Genomic DNA, 24,734 nt, shown 5'->3' on the forward strand with positions numbered 1-24,734 from the left:
TGCCTGAGCATATTAGAACACTGGCAAAGAGAGAAGGCTTATTAACATCCTTCTCTCAATAATCCTTTGGTTACAGGAGCAGACTAGTTAATAAACCTATGCCTATATTTTTATCGGTAAAAATGCCTCTTCCATTTCATTTTCATCAATGGCCATTCGCCATTAACACGAAATGCCATGGACAGACAATTCACCCAATCTTGCAAAGTAGGGTTTTCGTCAGCAGGTGACTTGATTGGAAGAGAGTTTTGCAAAACACAGAGCGATAAATATTTAATAACTTCACTTTCAGCTTCTGTCATCGGTTTTTGGCACAATTCACAATCGATACTGCTAAAAGCGTCATTCATTCCTGAGCTTTGATAAGGCGTAATTTTATAGATATTTAACTTCGCCAATGCGCCTACTTGTTTTTCTGGAAACAGTTGTGGGAAAGCAATTTCAACCAACGCGCTCTCCACTTTTTCTTCGTAATAATATGAATCCAAAACTAGGTGCTTAGGCATTTCCGCCAAACGATGTTCATCAAGAGAATATCCACCATGACTGATGGTTTTTATTTTCTCAATTCCGGATGTAATGACCTGCTTGCTTTTGATAATGCCCCACGGAGAAGCTAATAACTGAAGCTCTCTTCTTTTGATTGGAGAATATCCAATCCCAGTATTTTCAATGAAATGGTAAATAATACCTTGCGCGGAATCGTAACCAACACGCTGAGACAAACGCAGTGCAACCAAATCGAGCAACGTTTCGTCATCATCCAGATACACGGGTTCGTGAGGCACTTTTAGCACCTCAATCATATCCGACCAAGACTGCCAACCAAAACCAACAGCCAATAAATCTTGATAGTGACTCGACACTGGCTCAATCACTTCAATGCTGGAAGATGTTTTAAACGTAAAATCGTTGTATAAAAACTCATTCATTAGACTGTCCGCCATCTTGATGGCTTCAATTGAATGGGCAGGAACAACTTGCATGAATCTCAACCTAAACTAAACCGACTAGTACAATTTTAAAAAAACTAGCCCAAAAGGATTAGCTGTAATGGTTGATTTAAAAGTAGGCAAACTCCTAAGTGACTGTCAAAAAGTAGGAAGTAAGTCATTACAGAAGTGATCTCACTATACCCATTCTTAATAATCAATCTACCCATTTGCAAAGGTGACCCGTTTCTCTATTCGATATTTATTAATCATTAGGGATATAACTTTGGTAGACAAAAAGACCATATCAAGTTATGGGTGTAACAAATAATAATTTATGGTTGTACCAACAGTAGAAAGGAAGCGCCAATGAGTAATGGCAAAAGAGAAAGTACCCTTCGTTTTTTAGCAGAGCCTGGCGACGTGAACTTTGGTGGTAAAGTTCATGGTGGCGCAGTGATGAAATGGATCGACTTGGCTGCGTACGCTTGTTCAGCAGCGTGGAGTGGCAAATACTGTATTACCGCTTATGCTGGCGGAATTCGCTTCGTTGCTCCTATCCATGTTGGCAACATCGTTGAGGTCAGCGCCAAAGTCATCTATACAGGCAAAACGTCTATGCACATTGCCATAGACGTGCAAGCGAGCGATCCGAAAGAGTTGAAAAACCGCTTAACCACACATTGTATCGTTATCATGGTTGCTGTTGATGAGAATGGCAAACCAACAGCCGTACCTGAATGGGTACCAGAAACAGCAGAAGACATTGCGCTTAGAAATTCGGCGATCCGGCTGATGAACATGCGGACTGAAATCGGTGAAGAAATGGAAGCGCATGTTAAATACCTAAAGACCGACAGATAAAAAAACACCCGACAAATGTCGGGTGTTTTGCTCTTGTAATCAACCTAGCCAACGTTGTTATGTAACCGTAATATTCGTAACCATAAGATTGGTAATAAGAATAATCGTAATCATCATTATATGGTTGATTAACCGAGCAAATGCGGCAGCATTAAATGAAGATTACTCAGCAAGCTCCAGCGCTGTTTTAATATAGATATCACGCAGTTTAAGGGCGATTTCTCCCGGCTTACCACTACCAATTGGCTTGTCATCTATTGCCACAACAGGCCAGACAAACGTCGTTGCGGAGCTGATAAACGCCTCTTTAGCATCATAAGCCTCTTCAATAGTGAACAGACGCTCTTCGATGGTTAAGTTCAGCTCTTGAGCTAACTTCATCAATGATGCTCGCGTGATACCGTGCAGAATATCGTTGCTTAGAGGACGAGTGACTAAGACATTGTCTTGAGTGACTATGTACGCATTACTCGAACCGCCTTCAGTGACAAAGCCATCCTCGATTAACCAGACATCCTCGGCTCCCGCAGCGTGAGCAACATGTTTAGCCATGCATGCTGGTAGCAAACTGGTTGTTTTGATATCACGTCGGCGCCAACGAATATCGTCAAACGAAATGACTTTAATACCCAACTGAGTCTTCGGACTGTTAATCAGACTTCTGGACTGGGTGAACAAAACCAAAGTTGGCGCAATATCGTCGCTATAGGAAAAGTCACGGTCACCTTCGTCGCCGCGAGTCAGTTGCAGATAAATCCCACCTTCAACTAAATCGTTTCTTTTGATCAGTTCACGCTGAATGTCCATTAACTGCTCGCCTGTCACAGGCATCTTTATACCCAGTTCTTTTAACGAGCGTTCTAGACGCGCAAGATGTCCTTGATGGTCAATGAGTTTGCCACCTAGAACTGCTGTTACTTCATAAACGGCGTCAGCAAAAAGGAAGCCGCGATCGAACACCGATACTTTTGCTTCACTTTCAGCGATAAATTCGCCATTTAGATATACGATACGTTCCATTGTTTCTCCTTACCCCCACAGCTTTTGTTGAAAGGGCAGCATAGAATTGTTTTCAAATTCAAATCCGTTTTCGATGTCTTCACTGAGTAATAACGGCCCATCTAGGTCTACAACCTCAGCGCCTTGTGCAACTACAAAAGCGGGCGCCATGCTCAATGAGGATGAAACCATACATCCAACCATGATTCGTAAACCCAATGATTGTGCTTGTGCTTTGAGCTTGAGTGCCTCTGTCAATCCACCGGTTTTATCGAGTTTGATGTTGATCATGTCATAAAGCCCAACGACTTTCTCGAGGCTATGTCGGTCATGGCATGACTCATCAGCACAAATCGGAATTGGGCGTTCTAACGAAGCCAATACAGAGTCCTGCTCGGCGTGAAAGGGTTGTTCTATCATCGCCACATCAAGTTTTATTAACTCAGGAATTAGCTGGGTATAGGCCTCGACTGTCCAAGCTTCATTTGCATCGAGAATAATTTTCGCGTTTGGTGCTCCACGACGAACCGCTTGCACGCGAGCCAAATCTTCAGGACCGCCAAGCTTCAGTTTCAGCAAAGGTCGGAAGGCATTCTCAATCGCCGTTTTTTCCATATTTTCTGGAGTGTCGAGCGATAGGGTATATGCTGTTGTCAATGATTCAGCTTGCAAACCAACTTGCATCCACACCGACTGACCACTTTGCTTGCATTCCAAATCCCACATCGCACAGTCGACCGCATTTCTTGCCGCACAAGCAGGGAGCAGTGGTTGAAGTTGCTCACGTGTTATTCCACTTTCAATTTCTGGAATAACATCCGTGATTTGCTGCAAAACACTCGTGATTGACTCACCATAGCGGGCGTAAGGCACACATTCCCCTCGCCCAATCAGGCCTTGATGCTCAATCTCAACAATAATGGTCTCGGCTTGGGTTTTACTGCCACGAGAGATAGTAAAGCTACCACGAATAGGCCAACGTTGAGTGTAGAGTTTTACCTTCATTACAGCTCCAGAAGATTATCAACAATACGTGCTACACCTTGGCGGAATGGGTCAACAACAGGCAAACCTATTTCTGACTCTACTTTATCCATATAAGCCATAGCATCACTTTCACTTAAACCCGATGTATTGATAGATACACCAACAAATTTAACTGCAGGGTTAGTTAAACGAGCAGTAGCGATATTCGCTGCCATACACTCTTTTAAACCCGGTAACTGGTAATCAGGTAGACCACGCATATGAGCGCGAGTTGGTTCATGACAAAGAACCAAAGCATCAGCTTGAGAACCATGAATAAGACCTGTTGTAACACCAGCATAGGATGCATGGAACAGAGAACCTTGACCTTCAATAACATCCCAATGTTGTGGATCGTTAGCTGGAGTAATGGTTTCAATCGCACCAGCGATAAAATCGGCAACAACACAGTCAGCGCTTACACCCGCACCAGTAATCAAAATACCGGTTTGACCTGTGGCACGAAAATCAGCATCCACACCACGCTCTTTCATCTCTTTTTCAATAGCTAGCGAGGTGTACATTTTGCCAACAGAGCAATCTGTACCAACGGTCAACACTCTTTTGCCCGAACGCTTTTTACCATTCGCGACAGGGTAAACTTGAGTTGGATAGCGCACATCATATAGCGCACAACCATTTTTAGCCGCGCACGCTACAAGCTCAGGAATGTCTGTTAATTTGTTGTGCAAACCAGCTGCGATGTCCATACCTGCTTCAAGGGCTTCAATAAGAACAGAGATCCATTCTTGAGAGATAATGCCACCACGGTTAGCAACGCCGATAATTAAGGTTTTTGCACCCGCCTCTTTAGCCTGCGCAATATTCAAGTCTTCCAGACCAACATCAGCGTTACACGCATCAAGTCTCAATTGACCAACACAGTATTCAGGACGCCATGTTTTTACGCCTTGCGCCACTTTTGCTGCCAGTGAATCTGCAGCGTCACCCAAAAATAGTAGATACGGTTGTTTAAGTTCCATCTTTTATTGCTCCATTTTGGCCATCTAGACCAGACACTAATATCGAATACATTTACAACCTACAGCTTAATATCCTTATCAACAATAGGGTAAACATCGCCTATATATTCATAAACTCACTTATATCAATACATTTATGCAATATATATTCACTATAAAATATAATTATGCATATAAATTCAATTAGTGGAATTTGTATAAAATATCGACTTAAAAACAAAATGAAGCAACTTATGAAAGCTAAGCTGTTCGAAATTGAAAGATTGTTTTATGCACCAAAAATTTTGTTGTTATATCTAAAATTTACCCAACCCAATTAAACAGCCATTAATACCAATATTTTTATTTTTGATAGTATTTTCTATAGTGTGACATAAAGCACTAAAAAACATTAATGTATACAATTTCGTATCGGTAACTCTAAAGATCTTCATAGACCACTGCATCATTATGGTTCAAATTGCACCATAACTAACTGTTAAATAGAGATTAATAAATGATTAGCTAACTACCATGTACATAGCAGGTACTTTTACAATAGAGAAATACGGGTGTAAAAAACCATTAACATCACAAAATGATTAAATTTATTAAACCAATAATTAATTACTTTTAAGATTAATATTCTGTTTATTTTAAATATTGAAGCTTTCGTCAGAAAGAAAAATCAGACAGTGATTTTATCCACCCATAAAACTCCAAAATAGTCATTTAAACTAGCAAAATATCAGGAAACGGCATGGTCTGTATATTGCTAAATAAATGTATAAAATCTTTTCCTGCGAGCCGTTACTCGCTGTTGGATAAACAGGATTTACTCAGTATGATAGCTACTCTTTAGTAAGCCCCCATTTCTGAGCTGCAATGGAAACCAAGGTACAAATTAGGACGGATTCAATGATCACAGCTGAAGCTCTTATCAATCTACAAGCGCTTAGTGATAACTATGATTTGCTAAAAAAGAAATGTGGAAATAAACCTGTAGTCGCTGTTATCAAAGGCGATGCTTACGGCCACAATGCGGTTAAAACAGCACAGACTTTGACTCAGGCAGATGTATTTGCGGTCTCTCGTATTGAAGAAGCCCAAGAGCTAAGAAGTGCTGGTATCGCACAACCTATTTTGCTTCTTGAGGGCTGCTTCTGTAAAAGTGATTTGGAATTGGCTTCACAGCAAGGCTTCCAAACCGCGATTCACTGCCAAGAACAGTTAGAAGATTTGAAGAATTCCACATTGGCTAAACCAGTGACGGTATGGCTTAAGTTAGATACAGGTATGCATCGTTTGGGCGTACAACCTTGTGAACTTAACGACTATGTGGAGCAAATAGAAGCAACAGGCAAACTCGCTGGCCCGGTTGGCTTCATGAGCCACTTTAGTTGTGCCGATGATCTGTCTTCTGCTTCAACACAAAAGCAAATCGATCTGTTTCTATCACAAACTTCCCGCTTTCCAGGTCCTAAAACTTTGGCTAACTCCGCAGGTATTTTGTACTGGTCAGACTCTCACTTAGACTATATGCGCGCAGGTATTGCACTGTATGGCATTAGTCCAAACGAGAACGAAACGGGTAAAGACCTTGGTTTGCATTGTGGTATGACTCTTAAGTCGAAACTCATTGCGGTTCGCAAACACAAAGCCAATCAACCCGTCGGTTATGGTGAAACGTGGACTTCCCAACGAGATACCAATATCGGTGTTGTTGCTATGGGTTATGGTGATGGTTACCCTCGTACGGCGCCAGAAGGTACTCCTGTCTATCTTAATGGACGTGTTGTACCAATCTCAGGTCGAGTATCAATGGATATGATCACCATTGATTTAGGTCCTGATTCACAAGACAAAGTGGGTGACAGCGTAGAATTTTGGGGGGAAAACCTACCCATCGAGCAAGTTTCGAAGCACATTGGTACCATACCTTATGAGCTCGTAATAAAACTCGCGAAACGAGTGCATAAAACCTACATCGAGAAAGAGTAAATATCAGGCAGAGTGTGGTGAAAACCACACTCTTTTGCTATCTAACCGCTTATTTCTAAATAACACACTTCGAACACTCAATTGATGCTGTCATAGAAGCTTCATTTTTCTCTGATTTAATATGCTTGAAATTTGAATAGGCTCTCTAGAGAACGAAAACATGGCATTGTCCATCAGTGATATTACTTTAAGTGAAAATACCCTCTCCGATTTAAAATCTGTTGAATATCATTGGATTCGGACTTTATATGTAGGAGGCTATCAGCCCTCTGAAATCAATCACTACATTCGCACCTGTTTCGGCGGTGACGACACTTTTGCTGACCTATTTCGTAAAGTCGCTTTGCAACAAGAAAGCTTATATGTGTTGTTGCAGTACATTGGCTGCGCGCCTTCAAGTAAAGAGTTCTAATTAGCTATCCAACACTCGTGACTTTCTGCTATTTACCTTTTGCTCTGATCAATAGGTGAAGGTTGAACGCTATCTACTAAAAGATCACCTTCATTAAAGCCCACCCTGTAACCAATCTAACAGACATAAAAAAACCTGAGCAGAGCTCAGGTCTTGGTTACAAAAACCGTTAGTCATTTACAGTAAGGAATTGAGCTAACAGCCAGCTATGCGTAACGCCAGAAGGTATGTACCTTTCTTAACTGATCAGCGGCCAAACCAAATTGTTAAGTAGATACAAAATGGGCGACCTTACAGTCGCCCTTATCGTTGTTATCCTTTCACACCGCCGGACGTTAGTCCTCCGACTAGCCAACGCTGCGCAAGCAAGAATACGATAGTAATTGGTAACGCAGATAATACTGCCGCCGCCGCAAAGTCACCCCATAAGTAGTTTTGAGGGTACAAATACTGCTGCATACCAACCGCAAGTGTGTATGAGTTTACATCAGAAAGTAACAGAGACGCCACTGGAACCTCACCCACAACACCAATAAATGAGAGAATAAACACAACTGCCAAAATTGGTACAGAAAGCGGCAACAGTACTAAGCGGAATGCTTGCCACGGTGTCGCGCCATCCAGTGCTGCAGCTTCTTCCAATGAGCGATCAATCGTTTCAAAGTAACCTTTGATCGTCCATACATGCAGAGCGATACCACCTAAGTAAGAGAAAATCAAACCACCATGTGTGTTCAAACCAAGGAATGGAATGTACTGGCCTAATTTATCAAACAATGCGTATAGAGCCACCAGCGCCAATACCGCAGGAAACATCTGAAAAATCATCATCGCTTTCAGAATTGTACTTTTTCCTTTGAACTTCATACGTGCAAACGCATAAGCAGAAGTCGTTGATAGCGCAACAATAAGAACCGAACTGATAGCCGCCACTTTTACTGAGTTCCAAAGCCATGTAAGAACAGGGAATGGAGGAGGTGTGACTGAACCATCTGCGTTTTCTACCGCGATGCCTAATGCTAATTTCCAGTGTTCAAATGAAGGGTTTTCTGGAATCAAACTACCTGTTGCAAAGTTACCCTCACGTAAAGAAATCGCGACGATCATTAGTAGTGGAAAAATGATTAATGCTAAGAATGTCCACATTGCGATGTGTGTAGCCAACACTCTGTATTTTAAGGATTTACCTTGTACCATTGCCATTGTGCGACTCCTTAATCCTGGTCTAGCTTAGTGAAACGAAGGTTGAGTAGTGCTAAACCACCCACTAATAGGAAGATCAGTGTTGCAATTGCACTCGCCAGACCGAAATCTTGACCGCCACCGCCTTCAAACGCGATACGGTAGGTGTAGCTTACTAGTAGGTCTGTGTAACCCGCTGGTTCTGAGGTACCTATCATGTTAGGGCCACCTTGTGTCAATAGCTGAATCATCACAAAGTTATTGAAGTTGAAAGCAAAACTAGCAATCAAAAGCGGTGTCATTGGTTTGATCATTAAAGGCAATGTGATTCGAGTAAAGTTGCTGACAAAGTTTGAACCGTCAATTGCCGATGCTTCGTATAAATCTTCTGGAATGGCTTTCAATAGACCCATACACAGAATCATCATGTAAGGGAAGCCTAGCCAAGTGTTTACAATCAGAACCATGGTTTTTGCAAGTAGCGGATCAGAGAACCATGATGGACTAATACCAAAGATGGCATTGAGTACCATATTGATTTCACCAAAGCTCTGGTTGAACAAACCTTTAAAGATCAGAATCGAAATGAATGCAGGCACTGCGTAAGGCAGAATTAGCAATACGCGATAAATAGCCCTACCTTTTAGCGCTTCCCACTGAACAACGCTCGCAAGCACTAAACCAATCATCAGTGTGAACACAACGGTCAGCAACGAGAAAATAACAGTCCAGATAAAGATACTGATGAATGGTTCTTTAATGCCGTCATCTTTCCACACGCGTTCGAAGTTGTGGGTGCCAATAGAGACAATAAAACCTGGCGATACGGTTGAACCAACAAACTGGCCATTCTCATCAACTGGTTGGTAGAAGCCCACGTCCATATTCGGACGTAAAATTTCACCTGTTTCTTGGTTTGTTAGCGTCTCACCATCCTCATGCATTTTGTACAAAGGAACGACGGCCGCGAACTTACGCAATCCGCTCATGCGAATATCATTGCCATTCAGGAAATGAAGGTCGAACTCGCTAAGTGTTGCACGATTGCTGATGATGGTTTTAATCGCTGCTTTTTCACCTTCAACAGGTTGCTCTGACGGCGTAAGGTTCAGCTCACGGCTTGCATCACTGAGTGAAAATACTTCCGTTACATACTGAGTATCTCCATCTTGAATAGTGATTTGCAAACCTGAGCTGGTTTCATACAGGTCAAAATTGTAACTTTGACCACTTTGGAACGTTCTATCCATTAATACAGATTGAGCTCGTTCTAAAGAGAGTTGGTTCTTAGCGCTATAGTTGGTAAATGCCAAGTTAACGGTATAAGCCAAAGGGAAGAGGATGAACAAAATCATCCCAGCAATACCTGGGTAAATGTAGCGATGAGCGTAAGTTTTCTTACTACCAAAAATATAAAGTGCTAATGCGGTAAGGAAGAGTGTAAGTAATGCGAAGGCAGACTCACCGCGCGAATACATAAGAATGGATGCATATCCGTTTACAACACCAATAGCACCAAGAGCTGCCCATTTAAGTAGCGCACGCTTGTTGGTAGTTAATGTTGCTGACGGTGACGACATCGCTTCTGAACCTTGAACTGACTGCATAGTACAACCTGCTAGCGAATTAAACTGAGAAACTAGGGAGGAGTTACCCCCTCCCCAAAAGTAGAACTAAAATATTACTTAACCATTTGCTTTTCTGCGTCAGCTAGTGCTGCGTCTACAGTTTGACGACCATCAACGATGTTGACGATTGCGTTTTTAGCTGCGCCCCAGAATGCGTTCATCTGTGGGATATTTGGCATAATTTCACCGTTCATTGCGTTATCCATTGTCGCTGCAATGCGTGGGTCATTACCCAATTCTTTTTGGAATGAGTTCAAAGCAACTGCACCTAGTGGTTTGTCATCATTCATCTTACGTAGACCATCGTTAGTTAGAAGGTAGTTCTCGATGAACTCTACCGCTAGATCTTTGTTAGGAGATGCAGTGCTAATACCCGCAGTTAATACACCAACAAACGGCTTAGAAGATTGGCCATTGAACTTAGGTAAAGTAGCTACACCGTAGTTGATACCAGACTTATCAATATTGCCCCATGACCAAGGACCATTGATTGTCATTGCTGTGTTGCCCTTGTTGAATTCCGCTTCTGATACTGAGTAATCCATATCTGAAGAGATTACTCCTTTATCAACAAGACCTTTAACAAAGCTCATTGCATCTGAAACGCCTTTGTTTGCAATACCAGCGTCTTTGATATCGTAACCTTGAGCGGTGTATTTGAATGCGTAACCACCGTCAGCAGCCATTAATGGCCAAGTAAAGTACGGTTCTTTTAGGTTCCACATGATTGCTGATTTGCCTTGCTTTTTAAGCTTCGCGTTCAACTCAGCTACTTCTTCCCATGTTTTTGGTGGGTTTGGAACAAGGTCTTTGTTGTAAATAAGTGATAGAGATTCAACAGCGATTGGGTAACCTACTAGTTTGCCGTTGTAGTTCACTGCATCCCATGCGAAATCGATGATGCCGTCTTTCACTTGTTTAGAAGGTTTGATTTCAGCTAGTAGACCAGCTTCTGCATAACCACCAAAACGGTCGTGTGCCCAAAATACGATATCAGGACCGTCGCCAGTTGATGCTGTTTGAGGGAACTTATCTTGAAGCGCATCAGGGTGTGCAACCGTTACTTTAATACCTGTGTCTTCTTCAAACTTTTTACCAACTTCAGCCAATCCGTTGTAGCCTTTGTCTCCGTTAATCCAGATAGTTAACTGACCTTCTTCAATTGCAGCGTGAGCTCCAAAAGAACCAAGGGCAACTAATGTACTTAGCGCTACAGTACTTAGGGCATTTTTCATGTTCATATCCTTTTAATATTTATGTTGTAGGGCTAACCAAGAGGTTTTGCCGTATTTCGCCATATATCATCAGAAAAAACAGACGATGACTCATCCTCCTGTGCACTACGCCCTAGGTATTATGGACTATTTTCGTGATCTACATCGCCACAAGTGATAGACGAAAGTCACAAAAAGGCGTTTTGTTGTGAGCCACCTCAACTTCATAAGCATCAATTCTTTGAGCTTGATCTAACTACGCCTTATCACCCCTCCTCCCACTCATCCTCTTCTACTCCCCCCACAAAAAAAGGGATTAGGAGGATGTCATTCAAACTGACATCTTAGAAACTAATCGTGTCCCAAGCGGATGGTAAGAGTCTTTATTAGCACCAATTTAGAGGTCCTAGTTTACATTGCCGATTTGGATACTTTCGCAAACGTGTATACGACACAAGTTCGTGCCGGGGGGAACACGTTTTGCTTACATAAGTATTCCAGTTTTTGGCTATGAAGGGTGATGTATGATTTCGAGCAGCGTATACCCAACTATTATTAAAATGCATCACCCTTTCTTTTCTTACCGATTAAGGTTAAAAGCTAGTTTAGGTTAGAAGCCAAATTTGCTGCTTAAATGATTCATCTCAAAGTCGAGAAATCATAAACTTAAATGTATTCCTACTATTATTGCTAACAGATCATTTCGTAAAACAATGTCATACAATGATGAGCAATAGTAATTAAAAAGTGTTGATCGAGGACGAGCTAGATGTCGAATGTCACGTTAAAAAATGTTTGTAAAGCTTATGGCGATGTAGTGATTTCTAAGAATGTTGATTTAGACATTAAAGAAGGCGAATTCGTTGTATTCGTTGGTCCATCAGGTTGTGGTAAATCGACACTACTTCGCTGCATTGCAGGCTTGGAAGACATAACGTCTGGTGACTTGTACATTGGTGACCAGCGCATGAATGACGTTGAGCCATCTAAACGTGGGGTTGGAATGGTATTCCAATCATACGCTCTGTATCCGCACCTAAACCTTTATGACAACATGTCTTTCGGTTTAAAACTGGCAAAAGCCGACAAAGAAGAAATTCACAAACGCGTTGACCACGCGGCTGACATTCTCCAGCTTACTCATTTACTTGATCGCCAACCAAAAGCACTATCAGGCGGGCAACGTCAACGTGTTGCTATCGGCCGTACACTGGTTTCTCAACCTAATGTATTCCTACTTGATGAGCCACTTTCTAACTTAGATGCAGCACTTCGTGTTCAAATGCGTTCAGAAATCACTAAACTGCAACGCAAACTTGGTTGCACAATGATTTACGTAACACATGACCAAGTAGAAGCAATGACCATGGCTGACAAGATTGTAGTTCTTGATGCGGGTTATGTTTCTCAAGTAGGCGAACCATTAGAACTTTACCACTACCCTAAAAACCGCTTTGTAGCAGGCTTTATCGGTTCACCAAAGATGAACTTCATGAGTGTGTTCATTGAAGCTGTGGAAAAAGACCGAGTGATGGTTCAACTTTCAAATGGTACGACTTTCTGGATTCCAGTTGACGGAACGACAGTAAACCGTGGCGAACGTATGTCCTTAGGGATTCGTCCAGAGCACTTGCTCACAGCAAGTGAAGGTGATGCGAAAATTGAAGGTAAAGTGATGATGGTAGAGAAGTTAGGTAATGAAACCCAGGTTTACATGAACCTTAAAGGTTCTGACTCTGACGTCATTTACCGCCAGCCAGATACATTAGATGTTGAAACTGATGATGTACTTTCTATTGGTATTCCAGCGCACCGCTGCCACCTGTTCCATAGTGATGGCCGAGCATGCCGCCGCTTGTTTAAAGAAAAAGGCGTTGAGCTCCCAGAAGCATAAAATGCATTAAAGACAGACTTATTAAGCGTCCTCTTAACTGATCATTACGAGGACGTTTTTATTTTGTCATGCAGAGCGAATTGAATAATGAATATGTAATACAACAAGCCTGCTACCTAATAGGGTTAGATGCAACGATTACACTACTGACTTTATTAGCTGTACCAACTGTAAAGCGTGAACTGACAGATTGAATTCAATAAACACAGAAAGTGTTATCAAGCCAGCCCCAACACCCTGTAATGTTTGTTCGAGTGTGTTCATCTCGATTCTCCAATGTAATAGTGCTATTTAGATATCCACAAATGAAGATCTGAACAACTTGGTCACAACTTATGTCGAGTGAGCATATTCAAATATGGCGATTAGATTTTAAGAGGATATATTTGATGTCAATTGACATCCCGCTTCAAGCGTAAAGGATTCGCTTCCCTCACTCTCACTAATCACTTCAAAACGAATAGGCAAATCATTAACGCCAAAGCCCAAGTTCAAGGAACTGCGATTAGAGAATCCATAACTCATTTTGTTACCGGAAGCCGCACTCGCTACTATTTTTGCAGCAAACTGCTTACCCGTTTTCGCGGTAAGTTTGACTCGTTGTGCGTCTTGAATGCATTCAAATTGAAGCGCTCCACCATAAAGACTCAATGATGAACTATCCATTGCTATCGCACTTAATGAGACTAGAAAAGCGGCGCAAAGCACCGCTAAATAACGAACTAACATAACCAACGATTAGTATTGAATAACGGTAACAGTGTTACTTGTGCTAGCTCCAACATTCACATTCGCAACATCACCATATGTTTGAGTAATGTTGATAATGTTATCTGAGCTACCCCAGTAAACAGATACATTAGCCGCGGCATGTGCGTTTTGTTGGTCGATAGTAATATCGTTGCCATGGCTCCAACCTGTAACATCAACGTCGATAGTGTTGTAGTCACCTGTTTGTGTGAAATCGACACTGTTGCCGAAACTATTTTCAACATAAACATCAGCCATGTTGCCTGTTCCATCAACAGTACCTGTAACAGTACTTCCGTCACCTCTGTTCAGAACAACACTAGTTTCGTTTAGTGTACCTTCAACGCTAAGTTCAACATTTGAGTCATCTGTACCGCCCTGAAGCAATACTTGAGATTTGTTGCTATCACCATTTTGAACGATAGAAACATTGTCGTTATCATAAGAATAGTGTTCCCATGGACTGTTAGCAGTCATGATACGAGCTTTGTTGCTGTTACCTGTTTGATCGATGCTAAAATTACCTGAATCCACACCTAAAGCTAAAATTTTTGCTTTGTTTTCACCACCAACTTGAGAGATAGACAGAGCTGAATCATCTACAACGTAGGATTTAATGTCTGCTTTGTTACCCTCATTAGGAGACTCTTGGAATACAGTTACTTCAGAATCTGAAGTCATAAATAAATCTAAGTCTGCTGTGTTGTTTGCAAGTACACTACCTGAAGCCAACGTTGCTGCAATTATTAGTGCCAATTTAGTTTTCATGACAATTTCCTTTATATCATATTGTTACATTTGAATAGACAAGTATCTAAATGTGTTGTCGATTAATTTTGAGTAACATACACATTGATACCATAGCCCCCAACTATGGCCACATAGTCATTACCATTTTGACTAATGCCATAATTGGAACCACCGTTATCAACAATAATGGCTTGGTTATTACTGCCCGTTTGATTAATACTCAAAGAACTTCCATATCCATATTGGATAATTGCTGCAGTATTATTATTTCCAGCTTGATTAATCCAAGCTTTATTTCCATAACCATACTGAGCAATGTAAGCTTTATTAAACTTACCCGTTTGAGTTATTAAAGCAGTATTATCACCACCATATTGCCAAATCCCAGCCTCACTCCCTACGCTGTCTGACTGGACTACTTTCGCTTTATTACCTGCAATAGAACTACCCTGCTCGATATAGACATTTCCTAATATCGAGTCTTCCAAGACGACTTCAGCATAATTATCGTCAGTTGGTATAGAATCTAACTCATTGAAATTACTTAAGTCCAAACCGTAACCGAACTTACCTACTTGAGTATGTCTTCTATTGTTAAAGTGCTCATGGCGACGATCATCACCTCCATGATTACTCTCTGACTGATAATAAGCTTGACCACCAAGATCATTGTTCGCCCAAGCTAGGTTCGACATTGCTGAATACAAAACGATACCTATGACTAGCATACTGAAGCAGGCATTATTCCGGATGGACATAACTCCTCCTTCATTAGAGAACACCGTGTTCTCGTTAATTAGGTTAGAGCTGACGATGATTTTAAACCATCAACTTTAAATTAATTTTATTATTTATTTTTTAATTTTTTGGTTGTTAGAGTTGTGTAAAAACAAAGACAAAAATACTAATTTATTTGTTCAATTCTAATACTTTGGTTTATACAATTAATGGCAATTAACTCTTATTATTAATTCGTCTTAAACACATTTATAAGAGTCATCTATGACACTTAGAATTAATAACTTTCTAATTATTTTTTTTGTGTATTTCTTATTACATGCCTCTTATCTGCATGCAAATGAGAGTACTGGTGACCAATCTCCTATAGAAGACTTGCAACAATTAGAAGATGGATCACACGACTCTTTAGATGAAGTCAATGGCCTCATCATAGACAGAACAATGACTCGCATTGGAAGCATTTTTTATTCAGAGTTTGCACAGCAGCTCAATGAGAGTGAAGAAAACCTAGAAGAGAATTTAACTATCACTGAAAAAACAACAGCCAAGTTTGGGACCATCATGACGATTTGGCATTCGCAAAAAGTTGTCTTTCGCACCAGTCTTTCGCCAAAAATGAAAGAGTCGAAAGAGCAGGCAGCAAAAGCAGTAAGAACAGTACAGGACTATTTAACCAAGTGGAGAATACAGAGGATGTATTCTGACACATTCGATCTCGCACATGACGAAATATAACAAATGCTTACAAGGGAAAATTATGAATACTCTGGTTGTTTCTAAACAGCGTTCTCAGCCTAAACATTCAAAATTTAGGTTGAAAAAGGCAATCATAATCGGTCTTAGCTTAATCAGTTGCAGTCTAGTGGCAGCACCGGTATTTGCATCCAAACTGACGTACCAGCCGATAAATCCTACATTTGGTGGCAACCCTCTCAACACTTCACATTTGTTTGCCAGAGCAGAAGCAATCAACGATTACGAAGACCCTGATAGGACGAGCAGCGGAACGTCATCGGTATCTTCACTCCTTTCCTCTTTACAATCACGCTTGTTAAGTGAATTGATTTCCAGTGGAGAACCGGGAAGTTTAGAAACCGACGATTATACACTAACCATCACCGACAATGACGGTTTTTTAACCATCACCGTTATAGATAAGTCAACAGGTGAATCCACAACAATCGAAGTTACAGGTTTGTAGTTCAGGAAGATAAAAAATGAAAAAAGGACTTTACCTAGCAGTGGCTCTGGCACTCTTACTTACAGGGTGTACAAACTTTATGGATACTCCCGATGCAGAGGAGTATCCGACACTAGCGCCAAGAGGGGCTATATACAAAGACCTTATCAATCTCCCTCTCCCTAAAGGGAAGATTATGGTCTCCGTGTATGATTTTCGAGACCAAACAGGTCAATACAAAGACTACCCTTCAAGTACTTTTGCAACTGCGGTACCTCAGGGAGGCACGTCAATGCTGACCTCTTCTTTGTTGGACTCTAAATGGTTTTTACCGTTAGAGCGTGAAGGATTACAGAACTTACTCACAGAACGTAAAATCATTCGCGCCGCGCAGAAGAAAGATGAAGCTCCAGTTAATATTGGAGACGACTTGCCTGCATTGAAATCGGCAAACTTAGTCATCGAAGGTGGCATTATTGGGTACGAGTCCGATTTGAAAAGTGGTGGCCATGGTATCGGCTATTTCGGACTTGCGACTTATGGCGAGTATCGCATGGATCAGGTAACAGTTAATTTGCGAGCTGTTGATGTTCGAACAGGACAGATTTTGCTTAGCGTCACCACCAGTAAAACCATATTTTCCCACGCTTTGAGCGGAAGTGTTTTCCGTTATATTGCTTACCAAGACTTACTTGAAATGGAGTCTGGTTACACGAACAATGAACCAGTCAATATAGCTGTTATGTCAGCCATAGACTCTGCGGTAATTCATATGATTATCGATGGCATCCAAAAAGGGCTTTGGGAACCAGCAGACAAAAAACAAATGGAAAGTCCGATCATGAAACGCTATATGGAAGAAAATACCGTTATTCTTTAGTTCGCATTTTTCAAGTTTAATCGGATATTGGCCCGCCTTAATTAGGGCGGGCGACTTCTCTACCAATTGACCAATAAGTGAACCCTCTGGCGGCCATTCTTTTCGGTTCAAATAAATTTCGTCCATCAAAAATTAACGGCTCATTCAATTCTGAATGAATTAAATTGAAATCCGGTGCTTTAAAATTCTGCCAATCGGTACAAATGATTAATGCATCAGCGCCTTGTAAGGTCGCTTCTTTAGTCCCCATCAATAACAAGTCACTTCTTAACGAGTAGAGTCGCTGAGTTTCTTCCATAGCTTTAGGATCATAAGCATGCACAATAGCACCAGCCGACCAAAGCTCTTCCATAAGTACTCGGCTAGGTGCTTCTCGCATATCATCTGTTTTTGGCTTAAAAGCGAGACCCCACAAGGCAAAAGTTTTGCCTCTGAGGTTTTCTCTTCCACCAAACTGTAAACAAATTTGTTCAAATAACTTTCGTTTTTGATGGTAATTAGTATTTTCCACGGCTTTCAAAATTGCACTTTCATAACCTATCGCTTCTGAAGATCTAATTAAAGCCTGCACATCTTTAGGGAAGCAAGAACCACCATACCCGCAACCAGGATAAATAAAGTGATACCCAATTCTTTCGTCGCTACCAATTCCCCGACGCACTTGCTCAATGTCAGCGCCCAACTTACCCGCGATATTGGCCATTTCGTTCATAAAACTAATTTTGGTTGCCAACAGACAATTGGCTGCGTACTTCGTTAGCTCTGCCGATTTCAAATTCATGAAAAGTATCTTTTCATGGTTTCGGTTAAAAGGTGCATACAGTTCTCGCATGACATCTTTAACTTCATCCATATATTCATCCTTTTCATCGATACCAATGATAATCCTGTCAGGACGCATGCAGTCAGAAACGGCGCTTCCTTCTTTCAAAAATTCTGGGTTAGAGACTACAGAAAAAGTGAAAGGGTCAAGCTTTAAGGCTTCTCGAGTTTGCGCGAGAACTTGGGCAACCTGCTGCGCAGTACCAACTGGAACCGTAGATTTGTTTACAACTATTTTTCTTTGTTCAGAGTAGGTCGCGATGGATCTTGCAACTTCAAGTACGTAGCTTAAATCCGCAGAGCCATCTGCATCCGGTGGCGTGCCAACGGCGATAAAAATGACATCAGCGAACAAAACCGCTTCTTCACAAGATGTCGTAAAATACAAATGCCCAGAAGCTAGATTATTAATAACCAGTTGTTCTAGTCCCGGTTCATAAATAGTAACGTCCCCTTTTTTAAGTTTCTCTATCTTGGCAGCATCCACATCTACACAACAGACATTATGCCCTACACCACTAAGTACCGCGGCTTGAACCAGTCCGACATATCCTGTACCAAATATTGTCACATTCATTTCGTTGCCCATTCTCAACCTAGATAGAGAACAGTATTTAACGTGTGTATGTCACGCCAGTTACGTTTTAGGGGCAGTAAAATGACAATAACCATGCAAATAAGAAAGTGACGAAAAAGCAAATGGACAAACTCTAAGCAAAGCGTACAGTTAAATAGAACAGAGGAGTTGAGATGAAAAGATTTAGCTTCAATATGGAAGATGTTAGTCAGGTATGTGTAGGAGCATTCGCGCTGGCTGTACCAATCTCATTCTACGAAGAAGCTTGGCACCTAAGTCAAACATTACCTACGACGAACTTATTGTTTCTAATGAGCTTGTCTCTATGTTTTTTGGGCGTATTTGCATACCAAAGCGTATTCCAATGTAATATCAAGAAGCGGATTCCTGTCTTTCTCTTCCGAATTGCTATCGCCTACCTACTAGCTGCTTTAGTTGTGAGTTTAGTGTTGCTTGCCTTGGATAAGCTGCCATTAATTGAGGAACCGATTTTGGCGATTAAACGGATTATCGTGGTCACTATGCCAGCCTCTATGGGGGCGATTGTGGTGGACAGCTTTGACAAAGAGTAGAAGATTAAACTGTAATAAAACAATGATATAAAAACGTATCATCAATACGAGAAAAAACATGAAACAGAATTTATCTCTCCGAGCTTTAGAACGTGGCGACTTAAGATTCATTCATAATTTAAACAACAACAGAAACATCATGTCTTACTGGTTTGAAGAACCTTATGAGTCATTTGATGAGTTGGAAGAGCTTTACAACAAGCATATCCACGATAATGCAGAGCGCCGATTTGTCGTAGAAGATGAGAACAAATCATTAATTGGCTTGGTTGAGTTAATTGAAATTAACTACATCCATCGAAGCGCTGAGTTTCAAATCATCATTACGCCAGAGCACCAAGGTAAAGGCTATGCCAACACTTTGATCAACAAAGCACTAGACTACTCTTTCACCATTTTAAATCTTCACAAAATTTACTTGCATGTGGCCATCGAAAATGAAAAAGCGATACATCTTTATGAACAGTGTGGATTTATTGAAGAAGGACACCTTGTTGAAGAGTTCTTTATCAATGGTCGATACCGAGATGTAAAACGTATGTATATCCTTCAACATCAGTATTTGAACCAGTCCCGAAATTTATGACACTCTTTCTATTGTAAAAAGCCACCTTCATAGAATAGGGTTAGAAAATAAGAAACAGGCCGATGGCCTGTTTTATTAAGAGATAATATCAAAGCGACTTTCAGTAACGCCGTTAGTGCGAAACCAACCAGCTATACTATGTCGCTTAGCGTGAGCAGGAAGTACTTCATGTGGAAACTGCTCTGATAGGAACACCACTAACCGACCAGCTATTGGCGCGATAGTTTGGAGCAATTGATCATCAAGATCGTAAACTTTGAGCTCGCCACCATTCGCTTCGACCCAATCTTCGTTCATGTAAAAAACTGTCGTCAGCTTGCGGCTTTCATTTCCACGAAAGGCGTCTAAATGCTTTTTGTAAAAGTCACCAACTTCGTACTGAGCAAAGTGTGCTTCATATTCAAACAATCCCAAAAATAGAGACTGGTTTACCTCGCGACGAATAAATTCCATTCGCTCTAAATAGCCTTGAACAGGTTGCCCCATATCAGTGTCCAACCACTGAATTTTATCGCGACGAATATCTGTAGCACGTTGAGTATCTTCATTTCGTCCGATACGTGCACGATGCCAATCGTCCGAAGCGCAGCTCTTTAATTGTTGAACTTGGTCAGCAGATAAGAAATTGTCCCATACGTACCAGCCTTTTTCGGCAATCGAATCTAACAGCTTTTCTAGAGCCATATGTCTCACATACGAAGAAAAAGAAAGCGTTATAACCAGTGTGTGATGTTACGGCAAATCAACATCTTAATCTTTAAGGATAAAATTAATTATCAATTTTAATATTTATAAATCAATATGTTAAATAGAAGAAAAACTAACCAAGCGACTTGTAGCTAAAGATGATATAACAAAGTACAACCACTTAATTTGATTTGGAGTTTCTGATGATTGTAACCACCACGCCGACTATAGAGGGTAAACGAATCGTTCGTTACTGCGGAGTCATTGCTGGAGAAGCCATTCTTGGCGCTAACATATTTAAAGATCTTTTTGCTGGTATCAGAGACATAGTAGGTGGTCGCTCTGCCACTTATGAACATGAGTTACAGAAAGCTAGAATCATTGCATTAGCTGAACTTGAAGAACGAGCGAAGGAACTTGGAGCTAATGCAGTAGTCGGAATTGACTTAGACTATGAAACGTTTGGAAAAACCAACGGAATGCTAATGGTATCCGTCAGTGGAACAGCTGTCTTTGTCGAATGAAAAAGGCAGCTTAGCTGCCTTATAAATTATAAACTTTCATATTAGGAATTATTGAATAGGCAAACTTTTCTATTAATGACTGACTTCTTCAATACCAATATTATTCTTGGCCCAAATTAATGCTTGTAGGCGATTCTTTGCATTTATTTTCTTAAAAACATTGTGAAGATGGGTCTTAACCGTATTTTCGCTTACATAAAGCTGGTCAGCAATTTCAATGTTTGATGCACCACTACCAAGCAACTTAATTATTTGTTGTTCACGCTTAGTTAATTTGGAAAACATCTGTGAGGTAACCACTGAGTTGCCAGCACGATAATGCAATATATATTCTTGTGCTAGACGACGAGTTAGCCACATCTCGCCTTTAATTATTTTACCCATACCTTTAACTAATACATCAATGTCATCATCCGCATAAAAAACGCCAGCTAAACTCTGCCATTTGAACAAGTCTTTAACTTCGATTTCAGTAGGACAATTTAGTACCACCTCTCGGGCTTCGGTACAGCATAAATGCTTAAATGAGGCATAATCAGATAGGGCATTTTCATCCAGTCGAGCATAGTCTATGAGAACTAGTTGAGTTTCATGACACGATGGATTATTTTCCTGCATCCACATATCGCAAAATGGGGATATTTCTATTTTAATTGGAAGCTTAGATTCCAACGCATCTTTTAATAAACGCGATTGCATGCAAACATCAGAAAGTAATCGTACGTTTAGTTTTTTTCCTTCTGTCATTATAAAAACTCCTAACCATAGACCTGACTTATGTAAAACTAACGTTGATAAAAAATAAGTCAATGGGACAAAATCGTCCTAAACTGATAATTATTAAAATTTAATAATTAGTTTAAATAATTCATAAGGTTAATTAATTGTCTTATTTTTAAGAAAGCATTTGACTAATTTAAAGATCTCCGTACGGTTCAACGTATAAGTTATAAAACTAAATTAGCCACAACTCATATTAAGAAAGAATACAGTTTATCGCTTATATCTTTCCTATTAGGAAAGAACAACTTTCCCAGCCAGTTTAATCTAATAGATGACCTGTTGAGCTACAATATATAGCATATCGTACCAATAAATTAATTCCTACATTTACGTCCTTAGTTGCATAAAAATTTATATAGACTAAAAGGGCGTCTATTATTTTAATAAATAACCTTATCGAGTATATAAACTATGGCGAGATCACTACCTCTATCTATTTTGGGGCTACTAATTGGGGTAGCTTCTTTTCAATCATTAGCTGAAGAGCAAACCAAAGAAGTTCAGGATATGTCTGACCCACTTGCAGTGTTCACTCAAGGTGGCATTGGTATCACTGATAAGGGTATCAATCTAAAAGTTGGTCAAACTTACGATTCTGGAAAAGAAAATGTCGCCGCGATGAATGTCATTGAACTCAAAGGGGTCGGTGGAGAAGTTCTCGGATTTCGAGACAACGATAAAGCAATATACAGTAGCGTTGATGACAGTATTGATTCGTTTCGCTTACGTAATTTTCAAGCAAACATCACCAACGGCCAAGGCCGTCAGTTAGATATGACCTACAACGTGGATTCAGATTCACTTGATGCTTCTTATAGTATTCTGCAAGCATTACCAAAAATGGGTATTTTAAACCTTTATCCACTAGCTGGTGCAGGTGTAACGGTTGCAAACAACTACGATGGTGAGGGCGACAATGGCTATGAGATACCTGGAACATTCACCGTTGTTGGTATGTACTCGAAAATCGCCCTTACAGACAAAATTTGGATCAACTATAACCCTATGTATATGCACACTTTATCGGGTTCAAATCTCTATAAAAATGGTTATTTCGCCGGAGACAACAATGTCTTAACTCATGAGTTTGCAATCTCTTATCAGATCACGCCTCGCTCAAACATCCGTTACTTCGCGAACTGGAATGAGAAAGTTGACTTTGCCGATGGTGATCACCGCATTGAGTTCAACTATCAGTTCTAACCTTCAGTTCTAACCTTTACTCTCTGTCCAAGAGAAACTGATCGCTCAAGAAAAATAACAAAATCTGATAATAAAAAACGCCCTAATTGGGCGTTTTTTATTAGTCTGAAATCACTGCTTAACTTTATCGATTTCTGGCATCTGAGTTACGCCACTTTGGATATTTTCATCACCACCGTAGTAACGCATGATCAAATAGAAAGGCTTGTTCGGTACTGGGAGGAAATTCGCATCATCTGCTTTACCTTCCGCATTAGCGCTCATGTGAATTGTATAGTAACCATCTTTGTCAGCCTTAATCGTACGGTCTCCACGGCTATGACGATTCAAGCTGTTATGAGCCATTAAGCGATCATCATTGCCATAGACAGTTACCGACCAGAACTCCGACACGTTTGGTGCTTTAAAGCGCATAACGTAATCGGCTTTGCTACCATCTAGCTTTTCACCGTCAGCATCAAAATCAGATTTGCGATACGAAGCTTCAACGGGTGGTAATCCCCATTGTCCTAAGTAAGTACCTTCAGCAAACAGTTCTCGTGAACTATTACCAAGCGTGTCTCGTGTACCAAGTAGCTCTCTCGCATCTACCATCTTTGGAGCTAATTCAGCTAGGCGTTCTATACCTAATTTTTCACCAACTGCTGCTAGCTCAAGTTGTTTATCTGTGAAATCTGTCTTACATGCTTCGATACCAACAGATTGGAACTGCTCAATCCATTGCTTGTCTGCGTCAGCCATTGTGCCATCACAAAGCATCGCATTAACACGTTGCAGCCAGTTTGAATTCTCTGGTTCAAAATACTCTCTCTGAACTGGTTTTGGACCTTTTACACCCAAATATGCGGACAGCGTACGAATAGTCCATTGGTCCATATAATCTAATGCAATCTTCTCATCTTCATGGCCCACAGCCATTATGCGCCCCATCAATTTCACAAGGTTACTGTCTACGCGAATAACTTCATCAACCGATGCAGGAACTTCACCAACCCAGTCTTGCCCAGCAAACATAAATTGGCCACCTTTAGTGCCACGAACGCGTGAACCTATCATTGCATCCGTATAATGCCCCATATCCATAGTATGAAGAATCCAGTAACGACCTTCGTCCATGTCAGGAACACTAACAATAACCGGTTCAGCTGCTACGTCTAGCCATCCCATAAGATGCAACGTGTCATTGTTAATCGTTACATGATCGGTATAGCTATCATCTGCGATATGACGAATGTTTTTAAACTGGTTTAGAGGATAATCATCTTTTACAGCTGTGTGATAAAAGAACTTGTACGCTTCATCAATTGAGTAAGCATAAATATAAGCATTCTTAGCTAGTTCTTGCTCATTTTGAGTTAGGGGAGTTGTACTTGTTCCAGCAAAAGCGCCAAAGCTCAATAAGCTAGCACCGAGGACAGCAGTAACCATTTTAGTCGTTGTTTTCATCTTGAAACCTACTTGGCATCTGAATTGATGCAACCACTATAAATAGCCTCCAATTATAATGGAAATAACCACTAAGTATTCAGTACATATCAAATTTGATATAGTCAATCCAAGTCAAC

The 24,734-nt window shown here is 40.7% G+C and carries 25 protein-coding genes; 11 read left to right on the forward strand and 14 right to left on the reverse strand.

Annotated features, from left to right (window positions below):
- Positions 1 to 110: 110 nt before the first annotated feature.
- A complete protein-coding gene (locus ACOSVQ_RS06860; RefSeq protein WP_491981792.1) occupies positions 111 to 986 on the reverse strand; it encodes a DUF7007 domain-containing protein in 876 nt (291 codons plus the stop codon).
- A gap of 315 nt (positions 987 to 1,301) precedes the next feature.
- Between ACOSVQ_RS06860 and ACOSVQ_RS06865 the strand changes: the two genes are divergently transcribed.
- Entirely contained in the window at positions 1,302 to 1,796 is a 495-nt protein-coding gene (locus ACOSVQ_RS06865) for an acyl-CoA thioesterase (protein ID WP_165313565.1), read from the forward strand.
- Between the two features lie 162 nt (positions 1,797 to 1,958).
- Here the strand turns inward: ACOSVQ_RS06865 and ACOSVQ_RS06870 are convergent, their stop codons facing one another.
- Genes ACOSVQ_RS06870 through dgcN form a run of 3 tightly spaced genes read right to left on the reverse strand, consistent with a single transcriptional unit; the run spans position 1,959 to position 4,804 of the window.
- Positions 1,959 to 2,816 (reverse strand): D-amino-acid transaminase, encoded by an 858-nt coding sequence (locus tag ACOSVQ_RS06870; protein WP_491981794.1) that lies wholly within the window; start codon positions 2,814 to 2,816, stop codon positions 1,959 to 1,961.
- 9 nt (positions 2,817 to 2,825) lie between these two features.
- On the reverse strand, positions 2,826 to 3,800 hold the full coding sequence (dgcA, locus tag ACOSVQ_RS06875) for an N-acetyl-D-Glu racemase DgcA (RefSeq protein WP_491981795.1): 975 nt from the start codon (positions 3,798 to 3,800) through the stop codon (positions 2,826 to 2,828).
- Complete coding sequence (dgcN, locus tag ACOSVQ_RS06880; protein WP_491981797.1) at positions 3,800 to 4,804, reverse strand: N-acetyltransferase DgcN; 1,005 nt, start codon at positions 4,802 to 4,804, stop codon at positions 3,800 to 3,802. Before dgcN ends, dgcA begins: the two co-directional genes overlap by 1 nt.
- 897 nt (positions 4,805 to 5,701) lie before the next feature.
- Between dgcN and alr the strand changes: the two genes are divergently transcribed.
- Both alr and ACOSVQ_RS06890 read left to right on the forward strand, forming a co-directional pair.
- The gene (gene alr / locus ACOSVQ_RS06885) at positions 5,702 to 6,784 is read left to right on the forward strand and encodes an alanine racemase (protein ID WP_491981799.1); all 1,083 of its coding nucleotides are present in this window, start codon (positions 5,702 to 5,704) and stop codon (positions 6,782 to 6,784) included.
- 160 nt (positions 6,785 to 6,944) lie between these two features.
- Positions 6,945 to 7,196, forward strand: a complete 252-nt coding sequence (locus ACOSVQ_RS06890) for a hypothetical protein (RefSeq protein ID WP_491981800.1) — start codon at positions 6,945 to 6,947, stop codon at positions 7,194 to 7,196.
- 312 nt (positions 7,197 to 7,508) lie between these two features.
- Here ACOSVQ_RS06890 and malG read toward each other — a convergent pair whose 3' ends face one another.
- The 3 genes from malG to malE all read right to left on the reverse strand — a co-directional run bounded on the left by malG (position 7,509) and on the right by malE (position 11,241).
- Positions 7,509 to 8,399 (reverse strand): maltose ABC transporter permease MalG, encoded by an 891-nt coding sequence (malG, locus tag ACOSVQ_RS06895; RefSeq protein WP_491981801.1) that lies wholly within the window; start codon positions 8,397 to 8,399, stop codon positions 7,509 to 7,511.
- 11 nt (positions 8,400 to 8,410) lie between these two features.
- Positions 8,411 to 9,985: a maltose ABC transporter permease MalF gene (malF, locus tag ACOSVQ_RS06900; RefSeq protein ID WP_491981802.1), complete on the reverse strand. Its 1,575-nt coding sequence runs from the start codon at positions 9,983 to 9,985 to the stop codon at positions 8,411 to 8,413.
- Between the two features lie 74 nt (positions 9,986 to 10,059).
- Complete coding sequence (gene malE, locus ACOSVQ_RS06905; protein ID WP_491981804.1) at positions 10,060 to 11,241, reverse strand: maltose/maltodextrin ABC transporter substrate-binding protein MalE; 1,182 nt, start codon at positions 11,239 to 11,241, stop codon at positions 10,060 to 10,062.
- 748 nt (positions 11,242 to 11,989) lie between these two features.
- Between malE and malK the strand changes: the two genes are divergently transcribed.
- Positions 11,990 to 13,114, forward strand: a complete 1,125-nt coding sequence (gene malK, locus ACOSVQ_RS06910) for a maltose/maltodextrin ABC transporter ATP-binding protein MalK (protein ID WP_491981805.1) — start codon at positions 11,990 to 11,992, stop codon at positions 13,112 to 13,114.
- Between the two features lie 372 nt (positions 13,115 to 13,486).
- Here the strand turns inward: malK and ACOSVQ_RS06915 are convergent, their stop codons facing one another.
- The 3 genes from ACOSVQ_RS06915 to ACOSVQ_RS06925 all read right to left on the reverse strand — a co-directional run bounded on the left by ACOSVQ_RS06915 (position 13,487) and on the right by ACOSVQ_RS06925 (position 15,372).
- Positions 13,487 to 13,780, reverse strand: a complete 294-nt coding sequence (locus tag ACOSVQ_RS06915) for a hypothetical protein (protein ID WP_491981807.1) — start codon at positions 13,778 to 13,780, stop codon at positions 13,487 to 13,489.
- 72 nt (positions 13,781 to 13,852) lie between these two features.
- Positions 13,853 to 14,632: a curlin gene (locus tag ACOSVQ_RS06920; RefSeq protein WP_491981808.1), complete on the reverse strand. Its 780-nt coding sequence runs from the start codon at positions 14,630 to 14,632 to the stop codon at positions 13,853 to 13,855.
- Between the two features lie 62 nt (positions 14,633 to 14,694).
- Positions 14,695 to 15,372 (reverse strand): curlin subunit CsgB, encoded by a 678-nt coding sequence (locus tag ACOSVQ_RS06925; RefSeq protein ID WP_491981809.1) that lies wholly within the window; start codon positions 15,370 to 15,372, stop codon positions 14,695 to 14,697.
- Between the two features lie 244 nt (positions 15,373 to 15,616).
- Here ACOSVQ_RS06925 and ACOSVQ_RS06930 point away from each other — a divergent pair, with 244 nt between their 5' ends.
- From ACOSVQ_RS06930 to ACOSVQ_RS06940, 3 genes are read left to right on the forward strand one after another with little or no spacing between them, the layout of a single operon-like run.
- Positions 15,617 to 16,090, forward strand: a complete 474-nt coding sequence (locus ACOSVQ_RS06930; protein ID WP_491981811.1) for a CsgE family curli-type amyloid fiber assembly protein — start codon at positions 15,617 to 15,619, stop codon at positions 16,088 to 16,090.
- 22 nt (positions 16,091 to 16,112) lie between these two features.
- Complete coding sequence (locus ACOSVQ_RS06935; RefSeq protein ID WP_491981813.1) at positions 16,113 to 16,556, forward strand: curli assembly protein CsgF; 444 nt, start codon at positions 16,113 to 16,115, stop codon at positions 16,554 to 16,556.
- Between the two features lie 16 nt (positions 16,557 to 16,572).
- The gene (locus ACOSVQ_RS06940) at positions 16,573 to 17,415 is read left to right on the forward strand and encodes a CsgG/HfaB family protein (RefSeq protein ID WP_491981814.1); all 843 of its coding nucleotides are present in this window, start codon (positions 16,573 to 16,575) and stop codon (positions 17,413 to 17,415) included.
- Positions 17,416 to 17,452: 37 nt separating this feature from the next.
- Here the strand turns inward: ACOSVQ_RS06940 and ACOSVQ_RS06945 are convergent, their stop codons facing one another.
- Positions 17,453 to 18,826, reverse strand: a complete 1,374-nt coding sequence (locus ACOSVQ_RS06945) for a UDP-glucose dehydrogenase family protein (RefSeq protein WP_491981815.1) — start codon at positions 18,824 to 18,826, stop codon at positions 17,453 to 17,455.
- A 161-nt stretch (positions 18,827 to 18,987) separates the two neighbouring features.
- Here ACOSVQ_RS06945 and ACOSVQ_RS06950 point away from each other — a divergent pair, with 161 nt between their 5' ends.
- Positions 18,988 to 19,386: a DUF2391 family protein gene (locus ACOSVQ_RS06950; protein WP_491981816.1), complete on the forward strand. Its 399-nt coding sequence runs from the start codon at positions 18,988 to 18,990 to the stop codon at positions 19,384 to 19,386.
- Between the two features lie 58 nt (positions 19,387 to 19,444).
- Entirely contained in the window at positions 19,445 to 19,972 is a 528-nt protein-coding gene (gene speG, locus ACOSVQ_RS06955) for a spermidine N1-acetyltransferase (RefSeq protein WP_491981818.1), read from the forward strand.
- Positions 19,973 to 20,047: 75 nt separating this feature from the next.
- Here speG and ACOSVQ_RS06960 read toward each other — a convergent pair whose 3' ends face one another.
- Positions 20,048 to 20,656: a 2OG-Fe(II) oxygenase gene (locus ACOSVQ_RS06960; RefSeq protein WP_491981819.1), complete on the reverse strand. Its 609-nt coding sequence runs from the start codon at positions 20,654 to 20,656 to the stop codon at positions 20,048 to 20,050.
- Positions 20,657 to 20,862: 206 nt separating this feature from the next.
- Between ACOSVQ_RS06960 and ACOSVQ_RS06965 the strand changes: the two genes are divergently transcribed.
- A complete protein-coding gene (locus ACOSVQ_RS06965; RefSeq protein WP_491981820.1) occupies positions 20,863 to 21,183 on the forward strand; it encodes a heavy metal-binding domain-containing protein in 321 nt (106 codons plus the stop codon).
- 72 nt (positions 21,184 to 21,255) lie between these two features.
- Here the strand turns inward: ACOSVQ_RS06965 and ACOSVQ_RS06970 are convergent, their stop codons facing one another.
- Positions 21,256 to 21,930 carry a LuxR C-terminal-related transcriptional regulator gene (locus tag ACOSVQ_RS06970; protein ID WP_491981822.1) on the reverse strand — a complete coding sequence of 225 codons (675 nt, stop codon included), beginning with the start codon at positions 21,928 to 21,930 and terminating at the stop codon, positions 21,256 to 21,258.
- Between the two features lie 447 nt (positions 21,931 to 22,377).
- On the opposite strand from ACOSVQ_RS06970, the gene ACOSVQ_RS06975 reads away from it, so the two are divergent.
- Positions 22,378 to 23,169 (forward strand): hypothetical protein, encoded by a 792-nt coding sequence (locus tag ACOSVQ_RS06975; RefSeq protein ID WP_491981823.1) that lies wholly within the window; start codon positions 22,378 to 22,380, stop codon positions 23,167 to 23,169.
- Between the two features lie 111 nt (positions 23,170 to 23,280).
- Here the strand turns inward: ACOSVQ_RS06975 and ACOSVQ_RS06980 are convergent, their stop codons facing one another.
- Complete coding sequence (locus ACOSVQ_RS06980; RefSeq protein ID WP_491981824.1) at positions 23,281 to 24,615, reverse strand: DUF1254 domain-containing protein; 1,335 nt, start codon at positions 24,613 to 24,615, stop codon at positions 23,281 to 23,283.
- Positions 24,616 to 24,734: the final 119 nt, after the last annotated feature.

This window comes from Vibrio sp. HM8-C (assembly GCF_058630515.1).

Excerpts from the sequence above, each read along its gene's own strand:
- ACOSVQ_RS06970 (WP_491981822.1), bottom strand. The coding sequence starts at position 21,930 with ATGACAGAAGGAAAAAAACTAAACGTACGATTACTTTCTGATGTTTGC.
- malK (WP_491981805.1), top strand. The coding sequence starts at position 11,990 with ATGTCGAATGTCACGTTAAAAAATGTTTGTAAAGCTTATGGCGATGTA.
- ACOSVQ_RS06960 (WP_491981819.1), bottom strand. The coding sequence starts at position 20,656 with ATGGCTCTAGAAAAGCTGTTAGATTCGATTGCCGAAAAAGGCTGGTAC.
- ACOSVQ_RS06935 (WP_491981813.1), top strand. The coding sequence starts at position 16,113 with ATGAATACTCTGGTTGTTTCTAAACAGCGTTCTCAGCCTAAACATTCA.
- dgcN (WP_491981797.1), bottom strand. The coding sequence starts at position 4,804 with ATGGAACTTAAACAACCGTATCTACTATTTTTGGGTGACGCTGCAGAT.
- ACOSVQ_RS06920 (WP_491981808.1), bottom strand. The coding sequence starts at position 14,632 with ATGAAAACTAAATTGGCACTAATAATTGCAGCAACGTTGGCTTCAGGT.
- malG (WP_491981801.1), bottom strand. The coding sequence starts at position 8,399 with ATGGCAATGGTACAAGGTAAATCCTTAAAATACAGAGTGTTGGCTACA.
- malF (WP_491981802.1), bottom strand. The coding sequence starts at position 9,985 with ATGCAGTCAGTTCAAGGTTCAGAAGCGATGTCGTCACCGTCAGCAACA.
- ACOSVQ_RS06925 (WP_491981809.1), bottom strand. The coding sequence starts at position 15,372 with ATGTCCATCCGGAATAATGCCTGCTTCAGTATGCTAGTCATAGGTATC.
- ACOSVQ_RS06870 (WP_491981794.1), bottom strand. The coding sequence starts at position 2,816 with ATGGAACGTATCGTATATCTAAATGGCGAATTTATCGCTGAAAGTGAA.
- ACOSVQ_RS06890 (WP_491981800.1), top strand. The coding sequence starts at position 6,945 with ATGGCATTGTCCATCAGTGATATTACTTTAAGTGAAAATACCCTCTCC.
- ACOSVQ_RS06945 (WP_491981815.1), bottom strand. The coding sequence starts at position 18,826 with ATGGGCAACGAAATGAATGTGACAATATTTGGTACAGGATATGTCGGA.
- ACOSVQ_RS06860 (WP_491981792.1), bottom strand. The coding sequence starts at position 986 with ATGCAAGTTGTTCCTGCCCATTCAATTGAAGCCATCAAGATGGCGGAC.
- ACOSVQ_RS06915 (WP_491981807.1), bottom strand. The coding sequence starts at position 13,780 with ATGGATAGTTCATCATTGAGTCTTTATGGTGGAGCGCTTCAATTTGAA.
- ACOSVQ_RS06980 (WP_491981824.1), bottom strand. The coding sequence starts at position 24,615 with ATGAAAACAACGACTAAAATGGTTACTGCTGTCCTCGGTGCTAGCTTA.
- speG (WP_491981818.1), top strand. The coding sequence starts at position 19,445 with ATGAAACAGAATTTATCTCTCCGAGCTTTAGAACGTGGCGACTTAAGA.
- ACOSVQ_RS06930 (WP_491981811.1), top strand. The coding sequence starts at position 15,617 with ATGACACTTAGAATTAATAACTTTCTAATTATTTTTTTTGTGTATTTC.
- ACOSVQ_RS06950 (WP_491981816.1), top strand. The coding sequence starts at position 18,988 with ATGAAAAGATTTAGCTTCAATATGGAAGATGTTAGTCAGGTATGTGTA.
- ACOSVQ_RS06965 (WP_491981820.1), top strand. The coding sequence starts at position 20,863 with ATGATTGTAACCACCACGCCGACTATAGAGGGTAAACGAATCGTTCGT.
- ACOSVQ_RS06865 (WP_165313565.1), top strand. The coding sequence starts at position 1,302 with ATGAGTAATGGCAAAAGAGAAAGTACCCTTCGTTTTTTAGCAGAGCCT.
- alr (WP_491981799.1), top strand. The coding sequence starts at position 5,702 with ATGATCACAGCTGAAGCTCTTATCAATCTACAAGCGCTTAGTGATAAC.
- ACOSVQ_RS06975 (WP_491981823.1), top strand. The coding sequence starts at position 22,378 with ATGGCGAGATCACTACCTCTATCTATTTTGGGGCTACTAATTGGGGTA.
- dgcA (WP_491981795.1), bottom strand. The coding sequence starts at position 3,800 with ATGAAGGTAAAACTCTACACTCAACGTTGGCCTATTCGTGGTAGCTTT.
- malE (WP_491981804.1), bottom strand. The coding sequence starts at position 11,241 with ATGAAAAATGCCCTAAGTACTGTAGCGCTAAGTACATTAGTTGCCCTT.
- ACOSVQ_RS06940 (WP_491981814.1), top strand. The coding sequence starts at position 16,573 with ATGAAAAAAGGACTTTACCTAGCAGTGGCTCTGGCACTCTTACTTACA.